Genomic DNA, 11,998 nt, shown 5'->3' with positions numbered 1-11,998 from the left:
TGGATAAGCCATCCGGAAATTGCGCAATGATGTTCAGCACTTTGCCGGTGATGATCGAGCTGCATGAAATGCTGTGGTATTTAATGGAGGCCAGGGAAATGCCGGGGCGTATTTTAAGGTTTGTAGAGCGTATTTCGCCCGTTGCAGAGCGTATTTCATCATTAATGGAGCGTATTCTCCGAAATCACAGAAAAACCCCCGGCCATCTCAGGGTGGCCGGGGATTACGAGTTGGAAACAGGCGCAATGGCGCGCTGGCATCCATCAGATGATTAAGCGTTCCTTGCGCGTTACCGGAATCAGCGACAAGACGTTGTCTATTTTGAACGTCCGTTTTTCATTCCGCAGGAAGCAATAAGCTTGAAACGATTCACCGCTGACTTTCAACACTTTGATCCGTCGTTTGCTGATGGTTCCGTCGTTGGCCATGTACATGATGTCTGCAAGCTGCTGATGTTTGAATGCCTTTAAAATCTGCGCACGCATTGGATTTCACCCCTTAATAGAACGTTTGTTCTTATTATAGAACATAAATGCGGTGCAAACAAGCAAATTGATTTCGTGTATAATGGAACGAACATATATTCTTTTCGGCACAAAGAGAGGAGCTTGAACATGAAATTTTTCCACACTGCCGACTGGCATCTCGGCAAGCTGGTCCAAGGGGTTTACATGACAGAAGACCAGCGTTTTATCTTGGAGCAATTTATCGCCGCGGTTGAAGAACAGCGGCCGGATTGCGTCATCATCGCAGGTGATTTATACGACCGGGCGGTGCCACCGACTGAAGCGGTCAACCTGCTCGACGAAACGCTTGCGAAAATTGTCCTCGAATTGGACACGCCGGTCTTTGCAGTCGCCGGAAACCACGACAGCCCGGGGCGCCTGAATTTCGGCAGCCGCGTCTTTCGCAAAAATGGCATCCATATCGCGGGCCATGTGGCAAAAGACCATTCGCCGGCCGTGATCGAAGATGAGTTCGGTGAAGTCCATATTCATTTATTGCCATATGCTGATCCGTCCCAAGTGCGCTACGCATTGGAAAATCCGGACATCCGTTCACACAACGATGCGGCGGAAGCGTTGACACAGAACATCGCACAATCGCTTGATCCCACTGCGCGCCACATTGCGGTCGGCCACGCCTTCGTGACGCCGCATGGCGAGGAGCAGGAAAATACCAGCGATTCAGAACGGCCTTTATCGATCGGCGGAGCGGAGCATATCGAAGCCCGCCATTTCGCGGCATTCCACTACACCGCGCTCGGCCATCTGCATCAGGCGCATCATGTGCTGAATGAAACAATCCGCTACGCGGGATCTCCGCTGAAATATTCGATCTCGGAAGAACGCCACCAAAAAGGCTTCCTCGTGGTCGACATCGACGGCGACGGAAATGTCACTACTGAAAAACACTTGCTGCTGCCGAAGCGCGACATGCGCACGGTCGAAGCCTTTATGGAAGATTTGCTGCGCCATGACGTCAACGAAGATTATGTCTTCGTCAAGCTGCTGGATGAAACGCCGATCCTTTACCCGATGGAAAAAATCCGTTCGGTCTACCCGAATGCGATGCATGTCGAACGGAAGCTGGCCGGGGGCGCAGGGTGCCAAAGCGACAGCGGTTCGCGCCGTGAGATGGATCCGCTGAAATTGTTCCATGCTTTTTACGAAGAAGTGAAAGGTGAAACGGCAGCCGAAGCGACGGAAGCGATTTTCAAAGAAGTGCTCGAAGAATTTCTTCACGAAGAAGACGGCGTCAAAGCGGAGGTGAAAAAATGAAGCCCTTAAAATTGAAAATGACCGCATTCGGCCCTTATAAAGGGAGCGAAACGATTGATTTTGCCGATTTGAAGGGCAATCAGCTATTCGTCATTTCCGGCAGTACCGGCTCCGGCAAGACGACGATTTTCGATGCCATCAGTTTCGCGCTTTACGGTTCCGCGAGCGGTTCCGACCGCGCTGAACCGCGCAATTTACGCAGTGATTTCGCTGACGGCAACACCCACACGAGCGTGGAAATGGAGTTTGAGATACACCGGAAAACGTATCGCATCCTGCGCCAGATGAGCCATGTCAAAGCGGGCAATAAAAGCGCAACTGGCGACCGCTATGAATTCTTTGAAATCACTGAGAGCGGGGAAGTTCCATGTGTCGAGCGGCAAATCGTCTCTGAAATCGACCGCAAAGTGGAAGAACTCCTGGGTCTGACGCAAAATCAGTTCAGCCAAATTGTCATGCTGCCGCAAGGGGAATTCAGGAAGCTTTTGACTTCGGAAACGGACAATAAAGAAGAAATCCTGCGCAAAATTTTCAAGACCGAGCCGTATAAGATGATCAGCGAACGATTGAAAAGGAAAAAAGACGCAGCGGCAGAAGCTTATGGCGTCGAAGAGCGGATGCTCAAAAACCATATCAGCGGCATCGCTTCTGTGCTGCCGGTTCGGGAAAGCGACTTGTTCGAGCTGATTCAGCGCGATCACATCAACATCCATCAAGTGCTGGATGCGCTGGACAGCGAAACGGTTTATTACAGCGAAAAAGAACTTCTGGATGAGCAGCGCTACGGAGCGGTGTTTAAGCAGCATGGCGAAAAACATTCCACTTATTACGAAGCGAAAAAGTGGAATGACCGGATTGGCGAGCTGGAAGAGAAAGAACGGCGCTTCGGGCAGCTGAATGGACAGCTCTCTTCTATTGAAGAACAAGAGCGCGCTGTGCAAAAAGCGGAGCGCGCCAGCCTGATCGAAGGGCTGGAAAATCAGTTCAAAGAGCTGCAGCAAAGCGAAAGCGAAAAAAACAGGTTATTCACCGATGCGCAAAAAGCGGAACAGCAGGCAGCGAATGCTTTGGCATCAGCAGAAACGGCATTTGCGCAGGAGCTGGAGCAGGAAGGCACGCGCAATGAAGTGCGGCGCCAGCTCATGCAGCTGGAGAGTTTATTGCCGGCGGTTCAGGAGCTGGCATCCAAGCAAAAGGAACTGGCGGAAATGGAAGGCGCTGCCAAAAAGTCAGCGGTGGATGAGAAATCAGCCGAAGCAGCATGGCTCGCCGAAAGGGAAGCGTGCAAAGAATTGGCAACGGAAATCGCCTTGCTTGAAGCGAAGCTTGAAACTTTCGATGATAAGCAAACTGCGCTTTCTGTACTGAATGAGCAATGCCGTGTATTGATGGAGTTGACGGCGCTCGAAAAAATGCAGCTGCGCCACATCACGGAAAACAATGGGAAACAAGCTGCTTACAATGCGGCTTTGGAAGAATATAAAGCGCTTGAAGCGAGCTGGTTCGGCAATCAGGCACAAGTGCTGGCGGCTGCTCTGCATGACGGAGAAGCCTGTCCGGTATGCGGCAGCACCGAACATCCTGCCAAAGAAAACGGCGGACACCACGAAGAAGTTCCGAAAGCCCGTTTGGACGGAGCGAAGGCGAAGCTGGATGTGGTGGACGGGCAATACCGCGATGCCTTGGCGAAAATGAATGCCACAGAAGAGCAAATGGTTCAAAAACGCACGGCAGTAAAGGAGCTGGGATTGGCAGCTGAACGAGCGCAAGAGCTGCACACCGAACTGGAACAAAAGCGGCGTGAATTGGACAGCGAAGTCAAAAGGCTGCTTTTGGATAAACAGCAGCTGCGGACGCTGAAAGAGCGGCTGGCAGTGAAGACCCAAAAAGTGGATGGCTTGGAAACGGCCAAAACAGTGCTGTCACAGAAGGCGCAGCTGCAGGCTTCCGCTTTTGAAACAGCTCAGGCGGTCTTTGAACAGCGCCTCTTATCGATTCCGGAGGAAGTCCGGACGATGGCGGTATTGAACGAGAAGATCAGACGCATGAAAGATCGGAAAGAACAGCTTGAGCGCATTTGGGAAGATGCGCAAAAAGGCTTGCAGCTTGCGAAAGAACGGATTGCCGCTGCTGCTGTTGCGGTTGTCCATAGAAGCGAAGCGGCAGCAGAGGCTGTTGCCAAAAAAGATAAGGCATTGGAGCAATACCGCGGCGCCCTGCAAAAATCCGAGTTTGAGTCTGAAGAAGCTTATCAACGGGCGAGAATGCCGGAAGCGGCCCGCGGGGAATTGCAGCGTTCGACCCAGCAATTCAGGCAGGCGCTCCATACTGCTAAACAGCAGGCCGAAGAGCTGCGGGAAGAACTTTCAGGCAAGGCTAAATCAGATCTCAGCCTTTTGGAACTTGAAATTGGCCAATTACAAGCGGAATACGAAGCGGCGCTTGGCGAATGGAACCAAACCAAAGACTTGAAAGCGGCAGCGAGCGGATTAACTGCGAAAATCATTCAGGCTTCTGGCCAAGCGGCAGAGCTGGAGCAGCAATTGAACCGCATCACCGACCTGCATGATATGATCCGCGGCCAGAACAGCCTGAAAATCTCATTTGAACGCTATTTGCAGATTGAGTATCTGGAGCAGATCATCCAATCTGCAAACGAGCGTTTGAAAAACCTGTCGAACGGCCAGTTTTACCTGATGCGCAGCGACCGGCAGGAGGCGCGCGGCAAACAAAGCGGCCTTGGCCTGGATGTTTACGATGCGTATACGGGCCAGACTCGGGACGTCAAAACCTTGTCAGGTGGCGAGAAGTTTAACGCATCGTTATGCTTGGCGCTCGGCATGGCAGACGTCATTCAGAGTTTCCAGGGCAATGTCTCGATTGACACGATGTTCATCGATGAAGGATTCGGGTCGCTCGATGAAGAATCTTTGAATAAAGCCATCGACACATTGATCGACCTCCAGAAATCTGGCCGCATCATCGGCGTTATTTCACACGTTCAGGAACTGAAAGCTGCAATCCCGGCGATTTTGGAAGTGCATAAATCGAAAGAAGGCTTCAGCCGGACAAACTTTGTCATCAAATAACAGCATCCATGAATGGAAGGGGCGAGCGATATGAAAAAATGGAGTTTGAAAGCGCGGTTGATTTATTTCGGCGTGATTGCGTTGGTCAGCGCCGCTTTTTTTGCTCTGCAATTTTATGCTTATCAAAACGGCGGGCAAAGCACTTGGGAAGCGATGCTTCTTATTGTATGGGGCATCCTGGCAGCATTCGGCATTGGCGGATTCGTCTACAGCATCGCGAGAAAAGGCCGCTAAAGTTTCATGGGCAACGCTGGGAAGCTGTGGTAAAGTGAAAAGATATCTGTAAAAGCAGGAGTGAAAAGCCATGACAAAAAAATTAACCCACGAAGAACTGATCCGTTTGATCGAACCGGGCGCAGATATCATCGTGCCGATTGCCAACGGCGAACCGGTCCGCCTGCTCGACATTTTGGAGGACCACGCAACCGAATTACAAGGCGTGAAAATCCATCAGATGCTGGCTTTGCGCAGCCGCCGCTATATCAACGGTGAGTTTGAACAATTGAAGCATGTGTCGTATTTCCTGAGCGGCGCTACCCGGAAAGTGTACCAGCAGGCGAAAATGGAGCTGGTGCCGAATAATTTCCACGAAGTTCCGCGCATGCTGCAAAAAGTGACGAAAATGTCGATGATCATGACAGTGGCATCGCCTATGGATGAACACGGCTACTTCACGTTCGGTACGCAGGCAGACTACGTTGCTGAATTTGTCGGCAAAGTGCCGTTTGTTTTGGAAGTCAATGAGCACATGCCGAGAACTTACGGGCGCAACCAGATTCATATCAGCCAAATTGCCGGTTTCATTGAACACAACGAACCGCTGGCTGAAGAAAATACGCCTGCGGTCGGCGACAAAGACTTGCTGATTGCGGCATCAGTTATTGAAGACATCCAGAATGGCGATACGCTGCAGATCGGCATCGGTTCGGTGCCGAATGCGGTCATCAGCATGCTGAAAGACCATCGCCATCTGGGCATCCATACGGAAATGCTGCCCGACGGCATCGTCGATCTCGTTAAATCAGGGGCGGTCGACGGCACGCGGAAATTTACCCATACCGGCAAAATTGTTGCTACTTTCGCATACGGCTCGAAAAAATTATACGATTTCATCGATGACAACCCGGTTGTGGAGTTTTTGCCGGTCAGTGTTGTCAACGATCCGCGGGAAATCGCAAAAGAGAAGAACATCGTTTCCATCAATGCGACAACCGAAGTGGACCTTTTCGGGCAATGTGCCTCGGAAACGGTCGGCGGCAAGTATTATTCGTCAAGCGGCGGCCAAATCGATTTTGCCCGCGGCGTGCGTTTTGCGGAAAATGGCAAAGGCTATATCTGCATGCAGTCGACGGCCAAGAACAATACCATTTCCCGCATCAAGCTTCAGCTGGCGCCAGGCTCAGTCGTGACGACCGGGAAAAATGATGTTGATAATATCGTGACCGAACACGGCATCGCACGCCTGCACGGTGTATCGATTTCCGAACGGGCGAAACGCCTGATCAGCATTGCGCATCCGGATTTTCGCGATGAACTTACATTTGACGCCAAAAAGCAGGGCATCCTTATTTAAAGAAACAACCCCCTTTTCCTCGCTGAGGAAAAGGGGGTTTTAAAGTTGATCTTCAAACGGCCACCACACACTTGCTTATCAAATAACCTCCAAAGCCACTTCGCCGATGCCTTCATAGCTTGCGGTATAATAGCCTCTTTCCAATTTTCTTGGGGAGACGAAAGTTCCGGACGACACGTACATCCCTTTTTTTAGTGTATGGCCGTGCTGAGCCAGCTCATCAACAAGCCATTTCAATGCCAACGCGGGATGCCCCAGTACAGCAGTTGAGCTATTGGACGCAATTTCCTCGCCGTTGAAACGGAGCACGCCTTGGATATCTTCCAACCTCTCATAACTGACAGAAGAGACCGGCGCACCGGATACGATTTTTCCGGCGACAGCACTGTCCGCAATCACTTGGCCAAGCGTGATTTTGGGAAACCAGTCATCGAAACGTGAATCCGGCACTTCGATTCCAGGAGAGACAATGGTCTTTTGAAGAATGTCAGCGATGCTGTCGGCGGGGGAGAGATCTTCCTGGGCGATGAAAATCAATTCAATTTCAATTAAGGGTGAAGACATCCCTGCCAATTCGATAATGCCGTCTGACAATGCAGAAGACATCAACGCACCATAAAGCGGTGTGGTCGAATTGAACAGCTTTTGTGTTTCAGGGCTGGTCAAACTCACTTTATAGCCTTTCAGCTCTTCTCCGGCGGTATGGATTTTCTTCGCCGTCAGCGCACGCTGGATGCCGTATGCCTGCTGTTTGTCCAACGACGCAGGAATTTGCTCTTTATCGATTTGCTGCTTATGTACGTAAGCTTGAAATAATTTCTCTGCAGTTTTTTCATCTGCTGCTGATAAGTCTGTCATCGTGATTGCCCCTTCCGAAACGTTTGAATTATCATAACACTGAATTTATTATCGTGTAACTGCCTTCTGGAATTCGACAAAAAAAGCCCCTGTTCCAGAACTCGGAACAGGGGCGGGAATGATTAAAGTACATAAAAATAAACGGCAAGGAAATGGCACAAGCTGCCCGCTAAAATGAATAAGTGGAAGATTTCATGAAAGCCGAGGCGCATATGTGAAAACATTTCCGGCTTCAGCGCATAGATGACGCCGCCGATTGTATAAAGGACGCCGCCGGCTACCAGCAGCAGCAAGCCGATAAGCGACAATTGGCCAGCCAATGGCACGACTGCGAACACGATGATCCAACCCATGGCGATGTAGAGGACGGTTGAAAGCCAGCGCGGGGAATGGAACCACACCATTTTAAAGAAAATGCCGCTCAAGCCGATAATCGCGACCAATGCGAATAATACAGTGCCAAGCGTACCTTCTAAAGCGATGAGGCAAAACGGCGCATATGACCCTGCAATCAAGGCGTAAATCATTGAATGATCCAGCTTTCTCAAAAACGCGATGAATCGCGGACTTGCCTTGACGCTATGGTAAATGGCGGATGCCGAGTAAAGGCAGATCAGGCTGATGCCGAAAATCATCACTGCGGCCAAGTGGATGGGAGGAGCTTGGTTATAAGAAGCTTTTACGACCATCATCAATAAAGCGATAAAAGATAGTACAGCTCCTGCTAAATGGGATAAGGCGTTGAATGGTTCACGGATATAAGTATGCATTTAAATATACACCTCTTTTTAAGTAGTTATCGAAACTACTTATAATGATACATCTATTTATTTATGAGGTCAAGTTTGGAGAATTTGAAATGATAGGGTAAAATGACGGTATCAAATAAAGCGGCGAAGGTGAATGCGGATGAAGGAAAATGGAGAATGGCTGGACAGCCTGGCTTTGGAAAAGCAGGTGTCGGCCGGCGATATACCGAAAATCGAATTATACATTGATCAAGTGATCGAGCTTTTTGAAGAAATTTTCGCAGATGCCAAACGGAATAGCGAAGAAAAAATCTTAACCAAAACGATGATCAATAACTACGCCAAAGGGAAATTATTTTATCCGATCCAAAATAAAAAATATTCACGTAACCATATTATGTTAATCAGCTTGATTTACCAGATGAAAAGCGTATTATCCATCAGCGATGTTAAGAAAGTGTTGGATGGCGTCAATGAAAAAGCCATGCAGCATGAATGGGATTTGGAAAGCTTTTATGCGAGCTTCCTGGAGCTTCAGCAAAGCAATGTGGAGATTTTCAAAGGTATTTTCCACAAACAATCGGAAGAAGCGGAACGCCAAGCCGAAGGGCTGGAGGATGCGGATGAGCTGAAAGAAGTATTGCTTATTGCATCGCTTGTCCATACCAGCAATCTTTACCGCCGGGCAGCTGAAAAAATGGTCGATGAATTGGCGGAGCGGAGGAAAGGCAAATGACAAAAGTGCTGATAGACGCTGACGGGTGCCCGGTCGTGGATTTGACAATAGCGGCAGCAAAGCGGTTCGGGCTTCCGGTTTTGTTGATTTGCGACACTGCGCATATCATGCAGCGGGAAGGCGCAGAAACGGTCACTGTTTCAAAAGGTGCCGATGCCGTGGATTTCGTTTTGGTCAATAAAGTCGACAAAGGCGATATCGTCGTGACACAGGATTATGGTTTAGCGGCGATGGTTCTTGCTAAAAGAGGGATACCAATCGACCAGAACGGCCGGATTTATTCCGATGAGAATATCGACCAACTTCTTCATGGGCGCCACATAGCCAAAAAAATCCGGCAGAGCGGCGGGCGCATGAAGGGGCCTAAAAAGCGCAGGCAGGAACATAATGATCATTTTGAACATGCATTGATCCAACTGCTCGAACAATCGGCTATTAAATGAAAAAAGGACACGGCGCATACCGCGCCGTGTCCTTTTTAGATTGGCTAAATGGTCCAACGGTTATTGACGATAGCGATCAAATGCCATTCACCGCTGCTGTCTTTGGCAAAGACCATATTGAGGTTCTGCCAATCCATGAAATCATATTGCTGGGTGCCTGGATAATAGAACTCGACGATGGTTGCATCAGGGAAACGTTCATGGATCTGTTCCATCGTCATTGGCTGTTCGGTGATGCCGTAGCGTTCTTTTTCATTGTAAACAGCATCCATCATGTACTCATCGTAGTATTGGGACGGCGTCAATTCAATCGGGAAGCCGCTTCCATCCTGGTAGCCCCATAAATACTCTTCGCTGTCTTCCATGAAATTTGCGGTTTCGGCTTTCGTGAAGGATACGCCGCTGTCGTCTCCCATGCAGCCGCCGCTATAAGGGCAAAAAACGATGCCTTCATCTGCGCTGACATAATCAGCCACGCTTTCAAAGTTTTTCGCCTTTAAATCCGCCAATATGTCATTGGCATCATTCAGCAATTCACGTTTTTCGGGAATGAAAGAAGGTTCGACGGTACGCGCTAAAAATGCAGCAAAGTGAACGCGGCTGACGTTCAGATCAGGTTTGAAAGTATTATCCGGATAGCCTTTCGCTACACCCGCATATGCCAAGCGGGAAATTGCATCAAAATAATACTGATCGCCATCGACGTCTGAAAAAGTATTATCCGGAGCATCTGCAAAGTAGAACGCCCGGTCTAAGATCACGGCAGTTTGGCCCCGCGTCACGGGATCTTCCGGTTTGAACGTCATGCCTGGGAAGCCTATGACGATTCCTTCAGCAGCTGCGGAAGCGATATAACCCGAAGCGAAACTCGATGGGCTGACATCTGAGAACGGAGTGGCTCTTTTGGTGCCGTCAAGCTTCAAAGCACGGCCGACCATTGTGATGGCTTCGGCGCGTGTGACAGGATTATTGGGACGGAACGTGCCATCAGGGTAGCCGGTGATGATTCCCAATTCGTGCAGATAGATGACTTCGAATGCAAATGGATCGGTGGCGAAAAAGTCGTCGAATGTTACAACCGCTTTGGCAGGAACCGAAAAAACACTGACTGCAAGGACGATAGCCGCTGCAAAAGACAGAATGCTTTTCATAAAAACCCCTCCCTTATTTAAGAAAATTGTAGCATAAAAAATGAAAAAATATAACAATAAACTGTATTTTCTGATAATTAATTAATCATTTGTTCACATCTTTAAGGGGAAAATACGCTTATAAGCGGATTGGTGCCAAAATAGAACTACTGGCCCATCGGTGGGGCTATTAGCCGGGCAAACGCTGAAAGAAAGAAAGGCAAAAGCTGGAATCAGCTTTTGCCGGCAAATCGATGCTGCGCATATGCGAGCGCTTTTTCAGGATAATCGGTCTGGATCATGTTAATGCCGCGGTCTAGATGCCATCCCCACCCGCGTTCGGGGTCTATCAATGACAAGGCGTCATTATGGCCGGCATTCTCGCCGTCGTCCAATGAGTTGACCCAGAGATTAGCACGGCTTCTCATTTTAGACAGAACAGGTTCAGAGAGAACCAGATCCGAATCTTTGTGAAAAAGGATTTCAATGGCCACAGGAGGAAAGCGTTCGAATAGCTCATCCAGCTGATCGAGGTTGTCATCGCTAATGATGTGCATATAATGGATCGCTTTTTCACGGGATTGGAAAAAATCAAGGACTTCATCGACAGGCTGCCTGCTTTTAAGGAGCACATGATCAAATGCATCCATTACTTCGAGGGCCTCGTAAAGCTCATAGCGGTCGTCCCAAGACTTGTCAGCGTTGATCATCGCTTTGCCTTTCACGAGCGAGAGCGCTTCAAAGATAGTCGGGATCCGGCATTCTGTGAGCGCCGCATGCTTGCCGCCGGCTCCTTCTTTCAAACGCAAATGGCGGGCTTCGGTTAAAGTCATGTCCGCAATCTTGCCGGTTCCATCTGTAGTGCGATCGACGGTGTCGTCATGCATAATAACCAAATGCCCATCTTTTGTCTGCTGCAGGTCCATTTCGATTAAATAGACGTGGTGCTTGATGCAGTTGGCGAAAGCAACTAATGAATTCTCTGGCGCTTTTCCCCACATGCCGCGGTGGGCGGCCGCAAAGAAAGGGTGATTTTTATGATAAAGTGCAGTAAGAAATTGATTGTAATCGGTAAATCTCAACGACTCGCTCACTCAATTCCCCTCCTATATTCTATTTAAAATCAGTATACCTCTTGCTTGCTGCTACGTCCGCTCGATTTGCCCATCGAAATTTTTCTTCAGCAAAAACAGTTAAAAAGTTGTTTTCAGGGTATACAAAAAAGAAGAAACGTTATTCAGCATTCTATTTGGAGGGATTTATTATGAGAAAATCAACATTGAATTCAGTTATTGGGAGTGCACTTGCGGCTGGAGCCGGCATTTTCGCTTTTAGAGCAATTCAGGAACGAAACAAATTGAATGTACCGAAAGACATCGATATGAGAAATAGTTCGGAAGTGGATAAGCGCGAAAGTGTCATCGCTGATACAGATCCGGCTGAAAAAGGGCTATCGCAATTGGATTCGGCATACCGTGAAGAATGGCAGGCAAATGCCTTCCCTCAAACCCACCGTGAAATGAAAGAGTTAGAAGAAGACAATTGACCACGCAAAGAGCGAAAGCGGAAACATGATGCTTCCGCTCTTTTTTTTATGGTCTTTTTTATTCGCTCGCCGAAGCTGCAGCAATGCTATTAT

Annotated in this window: 12 protein-coding genes and 1 pseudogene; 8 read left to right on the top strand and 5 right to left on the bottom strand. The window is 48.9% G+C overall.

Annotated features, from left to right (window positions below; genetic code table 11):
- Window positions 1-275: pseudogene (locus tag EGV91_RS12660) on the top strand (hypothetical protein); the annotation flags it as partial.
- Here the strand turns inward: EGV91_RS12660 and EGV91_RS12655 are convergent.
- Window positions 264-485 carry a transcriptional regulator gene (locus tag EGV91_RS12655; RefSeq protein WP_135504286.1) on the bottom strand — a complete coding sequence of 74 codons (222 nt, stop codon included), beginning with the start codon at window positions 483-485 and terminating at the stop codon, window positions 264-266. The pseudogene EGV91_RS12660 and the gene EGV91_RS12655 overlap by 12 nt on opposite strands.
- 129 nt (window positions 486-614) lie before the next feature.
- Between EGV91_RS12655 and EGV91_RS12650 the strand changes: the two genes are divergently transcribed.
- From EGV91_RS12650 to EGV91_RS12635, 4 genes are all read left to right on the top strand, one after another.
- Window positions 615-1,781, top strand: coding sequence for an exonuclease SbcCD subunit D (locus tag EGV91_RS12650; protein WP_135504285.1), 1,167 nt, complete (start codon window positions 615-617; stop codon window positions 1,779-1,781).
- Entirely contained in the window at window positions 1,778-4,870 is a 3,093-nt protein-coding gene (locus tag EGV91_RS12645) for an AAA family ATPase (RefSeq protein ID WP_135504283.1), read from the top strand. The genes EGV91_RS12650 and EGV91_RS12645 overlap by 4 nt, the downstream gene beginning before the upstream one ends.
- Window positions 4,871-4,900: 30 nt before the next feature.
- Window positions 4,901-5,104, top strand: a complete 204-nt coding sequence (locus EGV91_RS12640; protein WP_135504281.1) for a hypothetical protein — start codon at window positions 4,901-4,903, stop codon at window positions 5,102-5,104.
- A 70-nt stretch (window positions 5,105-5,174) separates the two neighbouring features.
- On the top strand, window positions 5,175-6,443 hold the full coding sequence (locus tag EGV91_RS12635; protein ID WP_135504279.1) for an acetyl-CoA hydrolase/transferase family protein: 1,269 nt from the start codon (window positions 5,175-5,177) through the stop codon (window positions 6,441-6,443).
- A gap of 78 nt (window positions 6,444-6,521) precedes the next feature.
- Here EGV91_RS12635 and EGV91_RS12630 read toward each other — a convergent pair whose 3' ends face one another.
- Together EGV91_RS12630 and trhA are read right to left on the bottom strand one after the other, a co-directional pair.
- A complete protein-coding gene (locus EGV91_RS12630) occupies window positions 6,522-7,301 on the bottom strand; it encodes a 2-keto-4-pentenoate hydratase (RefSeq protein WP_135504277.1) in 780 nt (259 codons plus the stop codon).
- A gap of 122 nt (window positions 7,302-7,423) precedes the next feature.
- Window positions 7,424-8,071 carry a PAQR family membrane homeostasis protein TrhA gene (gene trhA, locus EGV91_RS12625; protein ID WP_135504275.1) on the bottom strand — a complete coding sequence of 216 codons (648 nt, stop codon included), beginning with the start codon at window positions 8,069-8,071 and terminating at the stop codon, window positions 7,424-7,426.
- 139 nt (window positions 8,072-8,210) lie between these two features.
- Between trhA and EGV91_RS12620 the strand changes: the two genes are divergently transcribed.
- Window positions 8,211-8,786, top strand: a complete 576-nt coding sequence (locus EGV91_RS12620; RefSeq protein WP_135504273.1) for a DUF1836 domain-containing protein — start codon at window positions 8,211-8,213, stop codon at window positions 8,784-8,786.
- On the top strand, window positions 8,783-9,229 hold the full coding sequence (locus EGV91_RS12615) for a YaiI/YqxD family protein (protein ID WP_135504271.1): 447 nt from the start codon (window positions 8,783-8,785) through the stop codon (window positions 9,227-9,229). The genes EGV91_RS12620 and EGV91_RS12615 overlap by 4 nt, the downstream gene beginning before the upstream one ends.
- A 44-nt stretch (window positions 9,230-9,273) precedes the next feature.
- Here EGV91_RS12615 and EGV91_RS12610 read toward each other — a convergent pair whose 3' ends face one another.
- Together EGV91_RS12610 and EGV91_RS12605 are read right to left on the bottom strand one after the other, a co-directional pair.
- A complete protein-coding gene (locus EGV91_RS12610) occupies window positions 9,274-10,380 on the bottom strand; it encodes an S-layer homology domain-containing protein (protein WP_135504269.1) in 1,107 nt (368 codons plus the stop codon).
- A 212-nt stretch (window positions 10,381-10,592) separates the two neighbouring features.
- Window positions 10,593-11,453, bottom strand: a complete 861-nt coding sequence (locus EGV91_RS12605) for a glycerophosphodiester phosphodiesterase family protein (protein ID WP_135504267.1) — start codon at window positions 11,451-11,453, stop codon at window positions 10,593-10,595.
- 170 nt (window positions 11,454-11,623) lie between these two features.
- On the opposite strand from EGV91_RS12605, the gene EGV91_RS12600 reads away from it, so the two are divergent.
- Complete coding sequence (locus EGV91_RS12600) at window positions 11,624-11,905, top strand: hypothetical protein (protein ID WP_135504265.1); 282 nt, start codon at window positions 11,624-11,626, stop codon at window positions 11,903-11,905.
- The last annotated feature ends 93 nt before the right edge of the window (window positions 11,906-11,998 follow it).

It is taken from the genome of Planococcus koreensis (assembly GCF_004761975.1).
Lineage (GTDB): Bacteria > Bacillota > Bacilli > Bacillales_A > Planococcaceae > Planococcus > Planococcus koreensis.
The sequence above is the reverse complement of the archived record's forward strand: the minus strand, read 5'-3'. Positions and strand labels throughout refer to the sequence as shown.

What these genes read in the sequence shown, in the direction of transcription:
- EGV91_RS12650 (WP_135504285.1), top strand. Translation starts at nt 615, where the DNA reads ATGAAATTTTTCCACACTGCCGACTGGCATCTCGGCAAGCTGGTCCAA.
- EGV91_RS12635 (WP_135504279.1), top strand. Translation starts at nt 5,175, where the DNA reads ATGACAAAAAAATTAACCCACGAAGAACTGATCCGTTTGATCGAACCG.
- EGV91_RS12655 (WP_135504286.1), bottom strand. Translation starts at nt 485, where the DNA reads ATGCGTGCGCAGATTTTAAAGGCATTCAAACATCAGCAGCTTGCAGAC.
- EGV91_RS12640 (WP_135504281.1), top strand. Translation starts at nt 4,901, where the DNA reads ATGAAAAAATGGAGTTTGAAAGCGCGGTTGATTTATTTCGGCGTGATT.
- EGV91_RS12645 (WP_135504283.1), top strand. Translation starts at nt 1,778, where the DNA reads ATGAAGCCCTTAAAATTGAAAATGACCGCATTCGGCCCTTATAAAGGG.
- EGV91_RS12600 (WP_135504265.1), top strand. Translation starts at nt 11,624, where the DNA reads ATGAGAAAATCAACATTGAATTCAGTTATTGGGAGTGCACTTGCGGCT.
- trhA (WP_135504275.1), bottom strand. Translation starts at nt 8,071, where the DNA reads ATGCATACTTATATCCGTGAACCATTCAACGCCTTATCCCATTTAGCA.
- EGV91_RS12610 (WP_135504269.1), bottom strand. Translation starts at nt 10,380, where the DNA reads ATGAAAAGCATTCTGTCTTTTGCAGCGGCTATCGTCCTTGCAGTCAGT.
- EGV91_RS12620 (WP_135504273.1), top strand. Translation starts at nt 8,211, where the DNA reads ATGAAGGAAAATGGAGAATGGCTGGACAGCCTGGCTTTGGAAAAGCAG.
- EGV91_RS12630 (WP_135504277.1), bottom strand. Translation starts at nt 7,301, where the DNA reads ATGACAGACTTATCAGCAGCAGATGAAAAAACTGCAGAGAAATTATTT.
- EGV91_RS12615 (WP_135504271.1), top strand. Translation starts at nt 8,783, where the DNA reads ATGACAAAAGTGCTGATAGACGCTGACGGGTGCCCGGTCGTGGATTTG.